Source organism: Ruegeria sp. N7 (assembly GCF_056531345.1).
Window position 1 is genome coordinate 38,752 of record NZ_JBQFLR010000014.1, and the last position, 16,426, is coordinate 55,177.

Genomic DNA, 16,426 nt, shown 5'->3' on the forward strand with positions numbered 1-16,426 from the left:
TGGCCCAAAGTCGTACATAAGATCGGCTCGGCGACACCTACACCCAAGGTCTAATAGGCAGGGCGAAAAACACCACGTAGCGTAAGAAAAAACACCTGGAGAAGAGAAATGGAGCTTAGTGACAGCCGCGTCATTGCCGCGCCGCGATCCAAGGTCTGGGACGCGCTTTTGTCGGCTGAGGTTCTGAAAGAATGCGTTCCGGGATGTCAGGAAATGACGGGCTCGGTCGATGACGGATTCGAAGCGACGGTGGTGCAGAAAGTCGGCCCCGTAAAAGCGACCTTCAAAGGGGCCGTTACCCTTTCTGATATCGTAACGCTTGAAAGCGTGAAGCTCTCGGGTGAAGGTAAGGGTGGGGCTGCTGGTTTTGCCAAGGGTGCGGCCGATGTCAGTTTGTCTGATGTGCCCGAAGGTACTCTGCTGACCTATACCGTCGACGCACGTGTCGGTGGCAAGCTGGCCCAGCTGGGCAGCCGGGTCATCGATGGCGTCGCCAGAAAAATGGCCGACCGGTTCTTTGAAAATTTTCAGAACGCGGTCGAACCCGAAAAAACACCCGATCCGGAAACCTCGGATCAGGTTCAAGCTGAACCTTCTGCCGAGGGTGAAGGCGGCGAAGCAAAAAAAGGTTGGTTCAAGCGCGTATTGGGCGGTTGAACCGTTGGAACTCAGGGAGGAGAAAGTCATGAAAATTTCCATGACCGTGAACGGCAAGGCCGTAAGCGGCGAGGTCGAGGGCCGGACATTACTGTCCGGCTTTCTGCGCGAGCAACTTTCATTGACGGGCACGCATGTCGGCTGTGATACGGCCCAGTGCGGCGCCTGCGTTGTACATGTGAATGGTCAGGCCGTGAAGTCGTGCAATATGCTGGCGGTCGAAGCCGACGGCGCTGATGTTGGCACCATAGAAGGTCAGGCAAATGCGGACGGTTCGCTGAACGTGATCCAGCAAGCCTTTCAGGATCATCACGGCCTTCAATGCGGGTTCTGTACACCGGGTATGGTGATGAGCGCCGCAGCGCTGCTGAAAGACAACCCGCGCCCATCTGAGGCCGAAATCAGGAAGTACTTGGAAGGCAACCTGTGCCGTTGCACAGGATACCACAATATCATCAAGGCGATCATGGCCGCCTCAGGTCAGGACGTCGGCAGTATCGCCGCGGAATGATGCCGCTGCGGGCGTAAACGTTGCGCCCGAGGGACAAGTGAAGGGTGCAGCAGCATCCGTTTATGGGAGGAGAACAAGCAATGCCCAAAGACAGTGGCATCGGAGCCAGTTCCAAGCGGCGCGAGGACGTCCGCTTTCTGACCGGAGCAGGCAACTATACCGACGACATCAACGTACGTGGTCAGGCTTACGTATATTTCCTGCGGTCCGACATCGCGCATGGTCGGATCAATTCTGTAAATACATCAACCGCCGAAGGTATGCCCGGTGTGGTCAGAGTATTCACCGGCAAAGACTTTGAAGGCGTGGGCGGAATGCCCTGTGGCTGGGAAGTGACCGACAAGCACGGCGCGCCGATGCAGGAACCACCACACCCAATTCTGGCACAGGGCAAGGTGCGCCACGTGGGTGATCCGATCGCTGCCGTGGTGGCTGACAGCCTGGAACAGGCCCGTGACGCGGCCGAGGCTATTGATCTGGATATCGAGGAACTGCCCGCCGTGATCGACATGAAATCCGCCGCGCAGGAGGGCGCGACGCTGGTTCATGACGATCTGAAAAACAACATCTGCTATGACTGGCAGCTGGGTGAGGCCGACGACGCCAAGGTGAACGACGTCTTTGCCAATGCGGCGCATGTCACCACTTTGGATCTGGTGAACAACCGGCTGGTCGCCAACCCGATGGAGCCGCGCGTGGCTGTGGCCGAGTACAGCCGGGGCACGGATGAATATACGCTCTACACCACGTCGCAGAACCCGCATGTCATCCGCTTGTTGATGTGCGCGTTCGTTCTGGGTCTGCCGGAACATAAAGTCCGCGTCGTAGCCCCGGATGTGGGCGGTGGTTTTGGCACCAAGATTTTCCATTACGCAGAAGAAGCGTTCTGCACCTTTGCCGCCAAGGCCTGCAACCGCCCCGTCAAGTGGACCGCCAGCCGGTCCGAGGCGTTCATGTCGGATGCGCAGGGTCGTGACCATGTCAGCACGATTGAGCTGGCTCTGGATGCTGATAACAACTTCATCGGCCTGCGGACCAACACCTATGCCAATCTGGGCGCTTATCTGTCGACTTTCTCCAGCTCGGTTCCGACATGGCTGCACGGGACGCTGATGGCTGGCAACTATAAGACCCCGGTCATTCAGGTGAATGTGAAGGCGATGTTCACAAATACAGTGCCCGTGGATGCCTATCGCGGTGCTGGTCGACCCGAAGCAACCTTCCAGCTGGAGCGCGTTATAGACAAGGCCGCGCGCGAGTTGGGTGTCGATCCAATCGCCCTGCGTCGCCAGAACTTTGTCACGCAGTTCCCCTATGACACGCCGGTGGCGCTGACTTACGACACCGGGGATTATAACGGGACAATGGACAAGCTTGAGGCGGCTGCCGATCTGGCAGGCTTTGCCGCACGTCGTGCAAAAAGCGAGGCCAACGGCAAGCTGCGGGGCTTGGGTGTCAACTGCTATATCGAGGCCTGCGGCATCGCGCCCTCGAATATCGTTGGCATGTTGGGGGCCCGGGCGGGTCTTTATGATGCGGCAACTGTTCGGGTGAACGCCACCGGTTCGATCAGTGTGATGGTTGGCGCACACAGCCACGGTCAAGGCCATGAAACAGCCTTCCCGCAGGTCGTGGCCGACATGATCGGTATCGATGAGTCGATGGTCGAGATTGTGCACGGGGATACCTCGAAGATCCCGTTTGGCATGGGCACCTATGGCTCACGCTCGCTGGCGGTTTGCGGCTCGGCTATGGTCAAGGCCACCGAAAAGGTGATCGACAAGGCCAAAAAGATCGCAGCCCATTTGCTGGAGGCGTCCGAGGCGGATATCGAACTTAAGGACGGTCAGTTCAGCGTTGCGGGGACCGACAAGTCTGTAGCTTGGGGAGATGTGACCCTCACGGCTTATGTCCCGCACAACTATCCGCTGGAAGTTGAACCTGGACTGGAGGAAACCGCGTTCTATGACCCGGCCAACTTTACTTTCCCGGCAGGGGCTTATGCCTGTGAGGTCGAGGTTGATCCAGACACAGGTCAGGTCAGTATCGAGAAGTTCACGGCTGCGGATGACTTTGGCAATATCGTCAATCCAATGATCGTTGACGGACAAGTGCATGGCGGTATCGGCCAGGGCATCGGTCAGGCCTTGCTGGAGAACTGTGCCTATGATGAGAACGGCCAATTGCTGAGCGCGTCCTTCATGGATTACGCGATGCCACGCGCTGATGACGTCCCGTTCTACGGCGTGGATCATTCCAGCCAGACGCCCTGTACGCACAATCCGCTGGGCGTGAAGGGTTGCGGCGAGGCCGGAGCGATCGGCTCACCGCCTGCGGTGGTCAACGCGGTGCTGGATGCGTTGAACTCGGGTGGAAGGGCTGTTGATCATATCGACATGCCGATGAGCCCGTCACGCGTTTGGACGGCGATGCATGGTTGAGAGGTTGGGGTGCGAGGGGCCAGCCCCTCGCGCTCCCCGGGATATTTATAGCCAGATGAAGGGCGGATCAGCGCCTTTCGGAAAGGAAGAACGAAATGTACAATTTCGAGTTTGAGAAGCCCTCGACCATTGCTGACGCGGTTGCAGCATTGGCAGCAGAGGATGCGCAGGCGTTGGGAGGCGGACAAACGCTGATCCCGACATTGAAGCAACGGTTGGCGGCACCGTCCAAACTGGTGTCGGTGAGCGGCATTGCCGAGATGCAAGGCGTCTGCGTTGATGATGACGGCTCAGTCTCTGTTGGGGGTGCAACACCTCACGCTGTCGTTGCTCGCGACGCTGCAGGATCTTATCCCGCGCTGGCGGCATTGGCTGGACAAATTGGCGACCCGGCAGTGCGCAATCGTGGAACCATCGGTGGTTCGGTTGCGAACAATGACCCGGCTGCCTGTTATCCGGCGGGTGTGCTGGGATCGGGCGCAACCGTGGTGACCAACGCGCGTCAAATTGCGGCAGATGACTTTTTTCAAGGCATGTTCACCACAGCCCTGGATGAAGGAGAGATCATCACCTCGATCCGCTTTCCGGTTCCGCAGGCGGCAAGCTATCAAAAATTCCTGCAACCAGCATCGCGGTTTGCACTTGTTGGGGTATATTTGGCCCGTTTCACGGACGGCGTGCGCGTGGCGGTGACCGGGGCAAGTGAGGATGGCGTCTTCCGTTGGAGCGAAGCCGAGCAGGCGCTGAACAAGGAGTTTCGCCCGGACGCCTTGACGGACCTTCGGATTAACCCCGCCAACATGATCGCTGATTTACATGGCAGCAAGGAATACCGGGCGCATCTTGTGTCGGTCATGACCAAACGCGCCGTTGAAGCCTGCATGTAGGCATTTCACGACAAGATGCTCAAAAGTCCCGGTTTTTACCGGGGCTTTTTCGTTGAGATATGGTTTGGGTGTCTCACCAAGGTCGGGCTGGCCAGCACTTTTCCGTTGTTTGAGGGTCGTGGCCAGTGTCTGCGCAAAATGAAATCAGGCCGCCCATTTCCGGGCGGCCTGATCAAGTCATAAACTAAGCTTTCGCTTTATTCGGCGGCTTGTGCACCTGTAGCGGCGTGTTTGTCACGCTGGCTGTCGCGGAACAAAGCTTTGGCCAGAGCAATACACATCAGACCCATGACAGCAGTAAAGGGCAATGCACCGATGATCATCGCGTTTCGCAGCGCATCCATCGGGTTGTTTTCACCGGCTGCGAGGATCAGCGCGCCGATCACAGCCGTCAGGATGACACCCCAGATGATGCGGTGCTTGATGCCCGTCTCCTGGCTGCCACCCGACATGATGGTGTTCATCACCAGAATGCCCGAGTCTGCCGACGTGACGAGGAATGTCATGATCAGGATCACGCACATCACGTTCAGCATTGACAGCAGACCACCGTCAATCATGTAAGATAGTGTCACGAACAGCTTGTTGGTGTTCGATGCACCGATGATTGCACCTTCTGCGGCGCCTGCCAGTTCCAGATCAATCGCAGTTCCTCCCAGAACAGTCATCCATGCAAAGCACACCAAAGCCGGGGCGAACACACAGCCTACGATGAACTCGCGGACAGAGCGTCCTTTCGATATGCGCGCGAGGAACAGGCCCACGAAGGGCGAGAACGCGATCCACCAGGCCCAGTAGAACGTGGTCCAACCCGACTGCCAGCCGAACTGACGCCCCTGCTCACCCGCCGCATAAACGGCTGCCAGGGTTGCTTCATCCAACTCTGCTGCTGCCCCTTCCAGGCCACTCTTGAAACCGTCAAAGCTGCCCCACGCATTGGTAGCTCCGCCCATCAGATCATTGGCATGGGCTTGTGCTTCGGCAGGCAAAGCCGCAGCGAAGGCTTCAACTGACAGTGGACCATAGGCGTTAAAGCTGAGCGACAGGATATGCAGGATATAGTCGACCATTGCAGTGCCATAAGTGGTCATAGCAAAGACGAACGAGCCGAAAACAACAAACGTGCCCAACAGGATGATCGACAATACGAGGTTCAGGTTCGACAGGTATTTAACACCACGACCAACGCCTGATACGGCCGAAATAATCGACAGGCACATGATGACGACCAGACCGGTGATCAGACCCACTTTGCTGGGGGTTGGAACTTCACCACCCAGATCCATGACCCACTCCATACCGGTGATGGCATAAAGCCCGTCGATGAACTGGCTGACACCATAGCCGATGGTGACGGAAACACCGAGGATCGTTGCAACAACGCCAAGTACGTCAACCACATGGCCGAAGAAACCATTGACGAAGCGGCCAAACAGAGGCGTCAGCGCCGAACGGATGGTGAGAGGCATGTCGCGGGTATAAGCGTAATATGCCAGCGACAAACCGGTCACCACATAGATGGCCCAAGCGTGAAACCCGTAGTGCAAGAAGGTATAGCGGTAAGCCGACTGCAGTGCTTCGGGTGTATTTCCAACGACCGCCTCGGATACGATTTCGGGGTTCGAACCCCACAGCCCCAACGGTTCTGCGGTTGCAAAAACCATCAGACCAACACCCAGGCCGGCGCCGAACATCATGGAGAACCATGAGAAGTTCGAAAACTCGGGCTTTTCACCGGGTGTTCCCATCACACGGCGACCCGTGGACGGAATAGCGGCGACAACGGCTAGAAAAACGAGGAACAACCCGACAATGACAATGTAGAAGCTGTTGAAAAGCTCGAGCAGCCGCCCGTTCAGGCTGCCAAGCGTGCCGTTTGCATTTGCAGGGAATACTAGTGCCCACAAAACCAGCGCAACCATGATGGCCTTGCTGATCAGGGCAATTGGGACGCTGTAGTTTTCATAAAAACCGGCATCCGCCGTCTTTATCTCAACGTCCGTGAATGGATCGGGTATCGACATATTGCGTTTTCCTCCGTGTGTTCGCCGTTTCTTGTTATTTTGATTTCTGCTTGGGGTGCACCGCGCGGGACGGCGTAAACAAACATGCCCAATGCACCAAACGATCAGCGAGTTGACTGCAACTCAGCTGAGACTTACGGGGAAGACCACACACCATGTGGGATCGCCCACCGCTCTTTTCCTCCCAGATTGTGTTCGCTTGCAAAAGCTGTTGGTTCGTTGTGACAAGTCTGTCTGCCGTTGAACCTGGTAGCAGCTTCGCAAGAAGTGGTTGCGCCCTTCAATTCGGGAAAACCTATGACAGAGGTTAGGGCAGCTCACCCAAGAATCCGACCCTTATGCTACTCGAAACGACGCACTCGGTTACTCGAAACATGTGTTAGCGAGAACAAGTAAAGGGCGTGATTGTGGTTCCTTCTACAGTTTCAATACCAATTTATCCGACTTGGCCCGCGAAACGCATGTGCACAGGAACTCATGCGTTTCCTGCTCTTGCGGAGTAAGTATACCGTCGCGATGATCAACTTCGCCGGAAACGACATCAACGATACAGGTTCCGCAAAGCCCTTCGGAGCAGCCGAAATCAACCTGCACACCATTGGCCTGCAAAACCTCCAGAATAGATTGGTCCTTTCCAACGGGATAGACCGCGCCGGTCGACTGGATCTCGATCTGGAAATCGGCGTTCGGGGCATGTTCAATGTCCGACGCGGCGGCGAACCGTTCAAAGTGTATCGCGCCGCCACGCAGCAAGGCACCCGCTTCCAGTACCGCATTCAGCATCGGTTCCGGGCCGCAGGTATAAACGTCTGCGCCCATCGGCATCGATTGCATGACCGATCTCAGATCGAATAGCCCGTCTGTGTTATCACAATGCAAATGATACCATTCATCCAGTCCAAGCGCCCGGAATTGCGCATCCATCGCCGCGTATTCTTTCGATCGAACAAGATAGTAGACACGAAAATCCTGCCCTCGGTTCAGCAACTCACGTGCCATTGCAACCAATGGTGTGGCCCCGATACCGCCAGCGATCAAAGTGACGTGTCGATCATGGCTTTCGAGTTTGAAATGGTTGCGGGGACCGCCGATTTCCACGGTCACGCCCTCTTGCAGGTCATGCATCGCCAGTGACCCGCCTCGCCCTTCGTCTTCGCGTTTGACGGCCACGTTGATCAGGCGTCCATCCTGGCTCCAGCTCCACAGCGAGTATTGCCGTATCAGACCGTCTTCAAGATGGATGTCCACATGCGCCCCGGGCTCAAGGCTGGTGAAGCGCCCGCTTTCGATCTCGAAGCAGAAATCAGAGGTGTCGGGGCTGAGTGGTGTTTTTCGCACAAGGCGGGCAACTTGAGTATCCATCACTTGTCCTGTTCGGTCTCACGTGGCGTACATTCTGCGTCGTTCAGCAAACAACAGGAAAAAAGATAGATTTCAATTGCAAAATTTCTAACATTCGGGTGAATTGAGCTCACCCAGAGTTCGAAAGCCAACAAATCTCCATGTCTCGACGCCACTACAACCTTCCTCCACTTACGACACTATCGGCCTTTGAAGCCGCCGCTCGGCATCTCAGTTTCAAAGAAGCCGCAAGCGAGCTTTCCGTGACGCCGGGTGCCGTCAGTCATCAGATAAAGGCGCTGGAAAGCGAGCTGGGCGCGGCACTTTTTGTCCGGAAACACCGCGGCGTGGAACTGACCGAGGATGGGCAAGACCTGTTTGAGGCACTCGGCACTTCGTTCCGGCAGATTTCAAAGGTGCTTGAAAAGATTCGCAGCAATGATTCCGAAAACCACGTAACCGTTGGGTCAACCACTGCCGTCGCCGCACTTTGGCTGTCGCCGTCTGTCATCCGGTTCTGGCAGGATTTTCCGCACGTGAAAGTGAACCAGATGGCGCAGGACAAGGCCTTCACGGACCGGCCGGATATCGACCTGTTCATCCGCTATGGCCGGGACGCCAACGCGCAACTCACGCACACGAAACTGTATCGCGATATCCTGACACCCGTTTGCAGCCCCCAGATGGCCGCGGACCTTAAAGGGGCCAGCCTTGAAGACCTCGTGCAGCGGCGGCTGATCCATCTCGAAACTCAGGACAGCACCTGGACGACCTGGTCATCCTGGTTCCACGACCTCGGGTTTTCTGGAGTTGTTCCCGTGGAATCGCGGGTGAACAGCTATGCGCTTGCCCTTCAGGTGGCGCGTAAAGGGGCGGGCCTTGCGCTGGGATGGAAACGTCTGGTCCAGCCCATGCTGGCTTCGGGGAAACTCGTCGCGCTGGAGGAATTCAGCCTGCCCGCCCCGGACAACTTCTATCTTGTCGGTCGCCCGGACGATCAGCTTTCGGAAGGGGCGCTGGCTCTCAAGAATTGGTTGCTCAACGAACTGTCTGAAGGTTCGGTTTAGCCTGCCTCAATTTGCCATTAGGTTTTTTAGTATTGAACGTAGGCGGCCTCAGCCGCCAATGGATGCAGCGATAAACTCATTCAAAATCACTCAGGAGTGGCCGATGAACAAGCACGCACCGCTTTCGTCTGTTCTGACACCGGTAAACACCGCAAAGGGTCTGCCGAACGAGCATTATATTGATCCCGCAGTTTTTGCCGAAGAACGGGATGCGGTCTTGTTTGCGAACTGGTCCGGCATCGGCTTTGGCAAAGACATTCCCGAGGCGGGAGATGCATATCCGATCGATTTCCTCGGTGTGCCGCTGTTGATGGTTCGTGATCGCGACGGTCAGATCGGCGTGTTCCAGAACACCTGTCGTCATCGCGGCATGATTTTGGTCGACAAGCCGCAAAAAATCCGCGGCGCGATCCGCTGCCCCTATCACAGCTGGTGCTACGGCCTGAATGGTGAATTGCGGACTGCCCCTCATGTCGGTGGCCCTGGGCAGAACACCCATGAGGATCTGGACTTCGCCGAGTTGGGCCTTATCCGCATCCGCTCGTATGTCTGGCGGGATGTTGTCTTTGTCAATGTCAGCGGCGACGCGCCGGAATTCGAAGATGTCCATGGCGAGTTGATGGAACGCTGGAAAGAATTCGATCAACCGATGTATCACGGTGGCGCTGGCGCATCGGTTTATCTTGAGTTGAACTCGAACTGGAAACTGGCTGTTGAGAACTACTGCGAAAGCTATCACCTGCCCTGGGTTCATCCCGGCCTGAACAGCTATTCGCGTCTGGAAGACCACTACAACATCAACGAACTGGGCAAATATTCGGGTCAGGGCACCTATGTCTACCGCCAGTTCGAGGGTCACGATGGCGAAAAGCTGGATGATTTCGAGAATCTGAGTGAGCAGTGGAATGACGGCGCGGAATATATCGTCGTTTACCCGAATACCCTGCTGGGTGTTCAGCGTGACCACGGCTTTGCCTTCCTCATCGATCCGATCACGCATGAGCGTTCGAACGAACGGATTGAGCTCTACTACGCCAAAAAACCCGAAGACGCACCCGAACACGAAGCGCTGCGTGCCAAGAATGCGCAACTGTGGAAAACAGTGTTCGAGGAAGACGTCTTTGTGGTTGAAGGCATGCAGAAAGGCCGTCACGGCGTGAAATTCGATGGCGGCCGTTTCTCGCCCGCGATGGACGGCCCGACCCATTGTTTTCATCATTGGGTGGCCACGCAAATCGAAAAAGCCCGCGCTGAAGTGTAAGCAATCCTGAAAATGTTGATCTGGTCAGGCCCTTCTGACCAGATCGCGGATCGGTTGTAACAACAGCAGACGGGACGGCGTTGCGTCTTTTGTCTCCTAGTGGACAGCCGGTGAATTCGCTGAAAGGGTCACAGTGGATCTGGACGAACTCGACAAACACCTCTTGCGGGCCCATGCGGAAAAAGATGTACCCGCATTGATCCGGCTGTATCACCAAGCGGCGATTCTCGCCGAAGAGCGCCAGCATCATGAAGCCGCGTGCTTCTATCTGACCCACGCATTTGTGTTTGCGCTGGAATACGGCGCGCCGGAGGCAGATGAGTTGAACCTGAAGTTGTTTGAACGTGGCCGCGCACACCGATTGACGTTCTGACGAGCTCATTTGCTTAAGCGTACCGCGACGCTAGGCAATTTTCAAAGTTTGAGTTTAGCTGACTTCATTCGATCTCGAATTTTGTCGACATTGTCGATGGGCCAGTCTTCATGAAAGAACAGGCGCGAACGAAAACGCGCGAGATAGCCAAAATGCGAAACGAAGCTCAGGCCGTGGTCATCGGCGGGGGAGTGATCGGGTGCTCGATCCTGTATCATTTGACCAAACTGGGATGGTCGGATGTTGTTCTGTTAGAGCGGGACGAGCTGACCTCGGGGTCAACCTGGCACGCAGCCGCCAACATTCACGGATTGCACGACAGTACCAATATCAGCCGCATCCAACATTACACGATGAGCCTGTATAAAGCGCTGGAAGCTGAAACCGGTCAAAGCTGCGGAGTATTCCAGCCCGGCTCGTTATACTTGGCCCAGACAGAAGAACGCGAACATCAGCTGAAGCTACAGGCCGCAAAGGCCAGGCTGTATGGCATGAATTTCTATGAGATCAGCATCGAGGAAGCCCAGAAGCTGAACCCGCTGGTCAATTACGAGGGCATCCGTTGCGTGATGTTCGAACCCGATGGCGGCAATGTGGACCCGTCGGGCGTGACCAATGCCTATGCGGTCGGCGCACGTCAACGTGGGGCGCAGATTCACCGTTTCACTCCGGTCACCGCAACCGAGCAGCAGGAGGATGGTAGTTGGATCGTCAGAACGCCAAAAGGTGACATCAGGACACGCTGGGTGGTGAACGCAGCGGGCCTGTGGGGGCGCGAGGTTGCTGCACTGGCTGGAATCGAACTGCCGCTGCAACCTACAGAGCACCAGTATTTCGTAACCGAATCCATGGCGGATGTGAAAAGCCACGGCACCCGCCTGCCGTCTGTGTCGGACCGGGATGGAGAGTATTACCTGCGTCAGGAAGGCAACGGCTTGCTGGTCGGCGCCTATGAGAAAGACATGAGGTTCTGGGCCGAAGAAGGCACGCCGCTGGATTTTGCCCACGACCTGTTCCCTGATGATCTGGAACGGATCGAAGAGAACGTGATGAACGCCATCGAACGCCTGCCCGCGGTTGGTGAAGCCGGGATCAAGCGTGTCATCAACGGCCCAATGATCTGGTCTCCGGATTCGAACGTTCTGATGGGGCCGGTGCCCGAGGTCGACGGCTATTTCTGCTGCAATGGTATCATCCCCGGCTTCTCGCAATCGGGTGGCATGGGCCTGATGGCAGCGCAATGGATCATCGAGGGTGAAACGGAATACGACATGTTCGCCTGGGATCTGGCGCGTTTTGACAGCTGGGCCACCAAGGCATTCACCAAAGCGCGCGTGGCAGATCAGTACAGTCATCGGTTCGCGATCCATTTCCCCAATGAAGAACGCAGCGCCGGTCGTCCGGCACGGGTTCGCCCGATCTATGAGGCGCAGAAAGCCATGGGCGCGGTTTTTGGCCTGAACGCCGGTTGGGAACATCCGCTGTGGTTTGCCGCAACGCCCGGCACCAAAGACACCAATGGCTTTACCCGTCAGAACTGGTGGGGACCGGTGGGCGAGGAATGCAGGATGTTGCGCGACCGTGCCGGGATCATCGATATCTCGAATTTCGCCAAATATGTCTGCAAGGGTCCGGGTGCAGCAGACTGGCTGAATGCCGTCTTTGCAAACACCATGCCCAAAACCGTTGGTCGGTCCTGTCTGACCCCACTGATTTCAAAGCGCGGCGGTATTGCAGGCGACTTTACCGTCACCCGCGTGGCTGATGACGAGTTCTGGGTGATCGGCTCGGGCATGGCAGAACGGTATCACAAACGCTTTTTCAAACAGGTTCCGCTGCCTGAAGGCACCGCTTTCGAAAGCAAAACCGAAGCGATGTGCGGCTTTAACGTGGCCGGGCCCAAATCCCGTGACATCCTGCAACGTCTGACCAACACATCGCTGGCAACCGAAGATTTCCCGTTCATGCGGTCCGCCAAGATCGAGCTGGCGGGAGTCCAGGTCCTTGCCCTGCGCGTCTCCTTTACTGGCGATCTGGGGTGGGAGCTGCATTGCGCCACCCAAGATCAAGCACGACTGTACAATGCCTTGATTGAGGCAGGCAAAGAGTTCGGGGCTGGCCCTGTTGGCAGTCGGGCACTGATGTCTATGCGGGTCGAAAAGGGCTATGGGTCTTGGAGCCGCGAATACAGCCCGGAATACTGGCCGCATGAAGTGGATCTTGATCGCCTCTGCAAATTCGAAAAGGACTTCCTCAACAAGGCAGCTGCGCAGAAAGTATTGCAGAACCCAGCTCGGGAAGACCTGGTGATCCTGCACCTTAACGAAACGGATGTGACAGCGTCCAACGCGGATGCAACAGGTGGCGAGCCGATCTTCAAGAACGGTGAAGGGATCGGTCGGGTGACCTCAGGCACCTATGGCTACACCGTCGGAATGTCGTTGGCCTTGGGATATGTGAAAAATGCCCAGCCAGGTGATGAGGTCGAGGTTATGGTTCTGGGGCGCCCACACAGGGCCACAATCCTGCATGAACCGCCCTTTGATGCCGCAGGAAAAGCGCTTAGGGCTTAAAACCGCAATAGCTCAAGGCGTTGCCCTTCGGGATATTCCGTCACCTCTGCCGGGATGATCGCCAATCCATCCGCTTGTGCAAGCAAAGCAACGCGGCCACTGTAGGACGGCTCCATCAGACGCAATCGGGGCCGTCCGTCCGGTGTGTAACCGTCAATCTGAACCGGGCGATATTCCTGTCGGCCTGCGGTACGGTACAAAGGTTCCGACAGAACTGCCTGCACGGCTGCCTGCGGTGTGTGGTGCAGACCGGCGCGGCGCGCCATCATCTGCGATCCGATAATTTGCCAGGTCAAAAAAGCAGAAACCGGGTTACCCGGCAGACCGATGTAAAGCGCACGGCCACGCCGACCGAACATGATGGGCTTGCCCGGTTTCATTGCGACTTTCATCACATCCGTCACGCCACCGATCTCGGTGAACAGACGCGGCATATGATCTTCATCGCCGACAGAAACACCACCGGTTGTAATAATCAGGTCAGAGGTTTCAGTCGCGTCCAGCAAGACCTGTTTCAAAAGCTCGGGGTCATCTTCGACCTGCCCCCGGTCCGTGAGGTCAATCCAGGGTTTCTGCAACAGCGCAAGCAGCATGTAACGGTTCGAGTTATAGATCTGCCCCGGCCCAAGGGGCTCACCCGGTTGGCGCAACTCACTGCCGGTTGAAAAGATCGAAACCTTCAGCTTGCGGAGGACCACGACCTCGCCATACCCGGCGGAAGCAAGGGCTGCCACCTCACGCGGGCCAATCTCGCAGCCGAGCCGCAGGATCGGCGCTCCGGCATGAAGGTCTTCACCGGCACGCCGGATATGTTGCCCGGGCTTTGGACGGCGGCTGAAGCGGATTTGCCCCTCTACAACATCACAATCTTCCTGCATGACGATGGCGTCGTAATCAGAGGGAACGGGCGCTCCGGTAAAAATCCTCAGCGCGCTACCCGCAGGAGCAGCATGAGATCCGCTGTCCCCCGCCGCGATGCGACCCGCCACCGGCATCTGGAACAGGTCGGTATCGCCAAGATCGGCTGTTCGAACCGCATAGCCATCCATTGCCGAATTGTCGAAAGCGGGCATATCGACCTTGCTGAAACAGTCGCAGGCCAATACTCGCCCAATTGCAGCGGCCAAAGGCAGCGTTTCCGTTTCTGTGATCGGATCAGCAGCGGACAGGCCACGGAGCAGGGCCTCATCCACGCTCAGATACACATGCGCGTGTCGATCACAGCCGCATCCATCAGCCATATCCAGCCTCCAACTCTGCGAACATGCCTTCCATCCATTCTAAGGTGGGCTAGGCTCGCTCAACCGACACGACATCCGCGGTACTGTCATTGACATAGGTCACGTGAAACCGCGTCGCGCGCTTCGAAACGACGGGTTGGCTGGCCAAGCGCGACTTCCGCTATAGTGGCTTCTCGGATGGCTCTCAGGCCGGGAACAGCTCTTCCTGATATGCGAACAGCGCCGGTTGCCCACCCGTATGCAACAGCACAACTTTCTGGCCCTGTTGAATTGTGTCGTTTTCAAGTAATTCCAACAAACCTGCAAAGGTTTTGGCCGAGTAGACAGGATCCAGAAAAATACCTTCGGCACGCGCCATCTGTTCAAGCGCCCTCTGTGTGGACGGACCTATCCGCCCGTATCCAGGGGGCAATGCGCCGTCCCATGTGATGATGTCTTTCATGACCAGAGCCGGGTCAAACTTCATCATACCCGCCAACCGTTCCAATACCTTTTGCAACCGCGCATGTTGCAGGTGGCGGTCGCGGCGAACGCAGATGCCATAAACAGGTGCCGTGTTGCCAGCCAGCCGCAGCCCGGCCAAAAACCCGCCGTGGGTCGAACCGCTGCCGGATGGCACCACCGCCACGTCGAAATCGGCGATCTGATCCAGTAGTTCGGCAGCCCCGGCCACATAACCTAACGCCCCCAAGGGCGGATGATCGATGCCCAAGTGAATTACATATGGCTTTCGGCCCTCAGAGATCAGCTGATCTGCCCGCGCGTGAAGGGCATTGTCGGCCCCGGCCTCGTCTTCTCCGGTACCGTAGTGCATGTGCTCGGCACCCAGAAGCCGGGCCAGAAGTACATTTCCCGAGGAATAATAATGGTCTCCCATATCCGGCACACGCTCTTCCAATTGAAGCACGGCCTCCATCCCAAGCTTCGATGCAGCCATGGCAGCCGTGCGCACGAAATTGGATTGCACAGCGCCGGTGATCAGAATGGTATCTGCCCCCTGTTTTTGTGCCTCGCCCATATAGAATTCAAGCTGCCGGGTCTTGTTGCCGCCAAAGCTCAACCCTGTCAGATCATCCCGCTTGATCCACAGATCCAGACCAAGCTGGTCGGACAGACGATCGAGCCGTTCGACCGGCGTAGCAGCTGTCATCAGTCTCGCGCGGGGAAAACCGACCAGTAGCTGTTCAATCGTCATGTCTGTGTTCCATCAACTCACCCACTCAGGATCGCGCCCGATAGGGCATGTCCAGCAAGAATAGGAAGGATAGTGATTGCCGGAAAGATCGCAGACCGGGAATGGCCAGTTTACTGCACAGAGCAACGGCCACGCGGCTCTATTTCTCGCTCGGGTCGCTTTCCGCGTAATTCCGTAATACATCCATATCTGCAATTTCCGCGTGGTTTCGGTTGATCTTAACCCCGACTGGTTTCAACCTCGAAAAAGCGCGGCTCAGGCTTTCGGGTTTCATCCCCAGACGCCCGGCGATCAGCATCTTGTCATACGGCAGTTCAACTTCGCACTGGCCGGCATCGCAATCACACAGGTTCAGCAGGAATTCCGCGACACGCTGCGCACCGGTCTGGGCTTTTAGCTGTTCGAGCTGCGCCACCAGGGAATGCAGATGCGTGAATGTGGCCGCCAGAATGGACACGCAAATTTCCGGATCTTGCTTCATCAGCGACAGCAGCACCGGACTTGGGATGTGCATGATCTCGCAGGGGGATACCGCCTCGGCCGAAACGGGATAGCGCACATTGCGCAGCGCAACGGCTTCGCCAAAGCTTTCACCGCGCGTGAAAACGCTCACCACGGCTTCGGCACCGGTCGGGGAAATGCGAAACAGCTTGACCCAACCAGCCAGTACAACATGTACGGCCTTGGCCTCTTCCTCTTGCAGAAAGATCGTCTCGCCCCGGTCGTATTGCCGCCAGACGGCCTGACGCAGCAGAGTATCGACATGTTGCTCTGGCAGGCTTCGCAAGAGCAGTGACTGCCGCGCAATTATCTTTTGTGCCTCGTGTGACAAGAAGGCAGCCCCTTATTCGTCCG

The 16,426-nt window shown here is 56.9% G+C and carries 13 protein-coding genes; 8 read left to right on the forward strand and 5 right to left on the reverse strand.

Features of this window, described 5'->3' with window-relative positions; genetic code table 11:
* The first annotated feature begins 108 nt into the window (after positions 1-108).
* The 4 genes from ACR0ES_RS14945 to ACR0ES_RS14960 all read left to right on the forward strand — a co-directional run bounded on the left by ACR0ES_RS14945 (position 109) and on the right by ACR0ES_RS14960 (position 4,496).
* Entirely contained in the window at positions 109-657 is a 549-nt protein-coding gene (locus ACR0ES_RS14945; RefSeq protein WP_267367516.1) for an SRPBCC family protein, read from the forward strand.
* A gap of 28 nt (positions 658-685) precedes the next feature.
* Positions 686-1,168, forward strand: coding sequence for a (2Fe-2S)-binding protein (locus ACR0ES_RS14950; RefSeq protein ID WP_480871193.1), 483 nt, complete (start codon positions 686-688; stop codon positions 1,166-1,168).
* Between the two features lie 80 nt (positions 1,169-1,248).
* Positions 1,249-3,609 (forward strand): xanthine dehydrogenase family protein molybdopterin-binding subunit, encoded by a 2,361-nt coding sequence (locus ACR0ES_RS14955; RefSeq protein WP_480871195.1) that lies wholly within the window; start codon positions 1,249-1,251, stop codon positions 3,607-3,609.
* Between the two features lie 95 nt (positions 3,610-3,704).
* A complete protein-coding gene (locus ACR0ES_RS14960; RefSeq protein ID WP_480871197.1) occupies positions 3,705-4,496 on the forward strand; it encodes an FAD binding domain-containing protein in 792 nt (263 codons plus the stop codon).
* 197 nt (positions 4,497-4,693) lie between these two features.
* Here the strand turns inward: ACR0ES_RS14960 and ACR0ES_RS14965 are convergent, their stop codons facing one another.
* Both ACR0ES_RS14965 and ACR0ES_RS14970 read right to left on the reverse strand, forming a co-directional pair.
* Positions 4,694-6,520 (reverse strand): BCCT family transporter, encoded by a 1,827-nt coding sequence (locus ACR0ES_RS14965; protein ID WP_480484328.1) that lies wholly within the window; start codon positions 6,518-6,520, stop codon positions 4,694-4,696.
* A gap of 417 nt (positions 6,521-6,937) precedes the next feature.
* The gene (locus tag ACR0ES_RS14970) at positions 6,938-7,882 is read right to left on the reverse strand and encodes a PDR/VanB family oxidoreductase (protein ID WP_480484327.1); all 945 of its coding nucleotides are present in this window, start codon (positions 7,880-7,882) and stop codon (positions 6,938-6,940) included.
* A 140-nt stretch (positions 7,883-8,022) separates the two neighbouring features.
* Between ACR0ES_RS14970 and ACR0ES_RS14975 the strand changes: the two genes are divergently transcribed.
* The 4 genes from ACR0ES_RS14975 to ACR0ES_RS14990 all read left to right on the forward strand — a co-directional run bounded on the left by ACR0ES_RS14975 (position 8,023) and on the right by ACR0ES_RS14990 (position 13,135).
* Complete coding sequence (locus ACR0ES_RS14975; RefSeq protein ID WP_480774219.1) at positions 8,023-8,928, forward strand: LysR substrate-binding domain-containing protein; 906 nt, start codon at positions 8,023-8,025, stop codon at positions 8,926-8,928.
* 103 nt (positions 8,929-9,031) lie between these two features.
* Complete coding sequence (locus ACR0ES_RS14980; protein ID WP_480488705.1) at positions 9,032-10,189, forward strand: aromatic ring-hydroxylating oxygenase subunit alpha; 1,158 nt, start codon at positions 9,032-9,034, stop codon at positions 10,187-10,189.
* A gap of 133 nt (positions 10,190-10,322) precedes the next feature.
* Positions 10,323-10,562 carry a hypothetical protein gene (locus ACR0ES_RS14985; protein WP_480488707.1) on the forward strand — a complete coding sequence of 80 codons (240 nt, stop codon included), beginning with the start codon at positions 10,323-10,325 and terminating at the stop codon, positions 10,560-10,562.
* Positions 10,563-10,714: 152 nt separating this feature from the next.
* Positions 10,715-13,135, forward strand: coding sequence for a GcvT family protein (locus tag ACR0ES_RS14990; RefSeq protein ID WP_480539694.1), 2,421 nt, complete (start codon positions 10,715-10,717; stop codon positions 13,133-13,135).
* Here ACR0ES_RS14990 and ACR0ES_RS14995 read toward each other — a convergent pair.
* The 3 genes from ACR0ES_RS14995 to ACR0ES_RS15005 form a co-directional block, all read right to left on the reverse strand.
* Positions 13,132-14,376: a molybdopterin molybdotransferase MoeA gene (locus ACR0ES_RS14995; RefSeq protein ID WP_480507925.1), complete on the reverse strand. Its 1,245-nt coding sequence runs from the start codon at positions 14,374-14,376 to the stop codon at positions 13,132-13,134. The two genes, ACR0ES_RS14990 and ACR0ES_RS14995, sit on opposite strands and share 4 nt — an antisense overlap.
* Before the next feature lie 184 nt (positions 14,377-14,560).
* Positions 14,561-15,571 carry a D-cysteine desulfhydrase family protein gene (locus ACR0ES_RS15000; RefSeq protein ID WP_480507923.1) on the reverse strand — a complete coding sequence of 337 codons (1,011 nt, stop codon included), beginning with the start codon at positions 15,569-15,571 and terminating at the stop codon, positions 14,561-14,563.
* A 139-nt stretch (positions 15,572-15,710) separates the two neighbouring features.
* Positions 15,711-16,403 carry a Crp/Fnr family transcriptional regulator gene (locus ACR0ES_RS15005; protein WP_267365173.1) on the reverse strand — a complete coding sequence of 231 codons (693 nt, stop codon included), beginning with the start codon at positions 16,401-16,403 and terminating at the stop codon, positions 15,711-15,713.
* Positions 16,404-16,426 lie beyond the last annotated feature (23 nt).

Bases quoted from the DNA above. Each gene is read 5' to 3' on its own strand.
- ACR0ES_RS14945 (WP_267367516.1), top strand. From the start codon at position 109: ATGGAGCTTAGTGACAGCCGCGTCATTGCCGCGCCGCGATCCAAGGTC.
- ACR0ES_RS14950 (WP_480871193.1), top strand. From the start codon at position 686: ATGAAAATTTCCATGACCGTGAACGGCAAGGCCGTAAGCGGCGAGGTC.
- ACR0ES_RS14955 (WP_480871195.1), top strand. From the start codon at position 1,249: ATGCCCAAAGACAGTGGCATCGGAGCCAGTTCCAAGCGGCGCGAGGAC.
- ACR0ES_RS14960 (WP_480871197.1), top strand. From the start codon at position 3,705: ATGTACAATTTCGAGTTTGAGAAGCCCTCGACCATTGCTGACGCGGTT.
- ACR0ES_RS14965 (WP_480484328.1), bottom strand. From the start codon at position 6,520: ATGTCGATACCCGATCCATTCACGGACGTTGAGATAAAGACGGCGGAT.
- ACR0ES_RS14970 (WP_480484327.1), bottom strand. From the start codon at position 7,882: ATGGATACTCAAGTTGCCCGCCTTGTGCGAAAAACACCACTCAGCCCC.
- ACR0ES_RS14975 (WP_480774219.1), top strand. From the start codon at position 8,023: ATGTCTCGACGCCACTACAACCTTCCTCCACTTACGACACTATCGGCC.
- ACR0ES_RS14980 (WP_480488705.1), top strand. From the start codon at position 9,032: ATGAACAAGCACGCACCGCTTTCGTCTGTTCTGACACCGGTAAACACC.
- ACR0ES_RS14990 (WP_480539694.1), top strand. From the start codon at position 10,715: ATGCGAAACGAAGCTCAGGCCGTGGTCATCGGCGGGGGAGTGATCGGG.
- ACR0ES_RS14995 (WP_480507925.1), bottom strand. From the start codon at position 14,376: ATGGCTGATGGATGCGGCTGTGATCGACACGCGCATGTGTATCTGAGC.
- ACR0ES_RS15000 (WP_480507923.1), bottom strand. From the start codon at position 15,571: ATGACGATTGAACAGCTACTGGTCGGTTTTCCCCGCGCGAGACTGATG.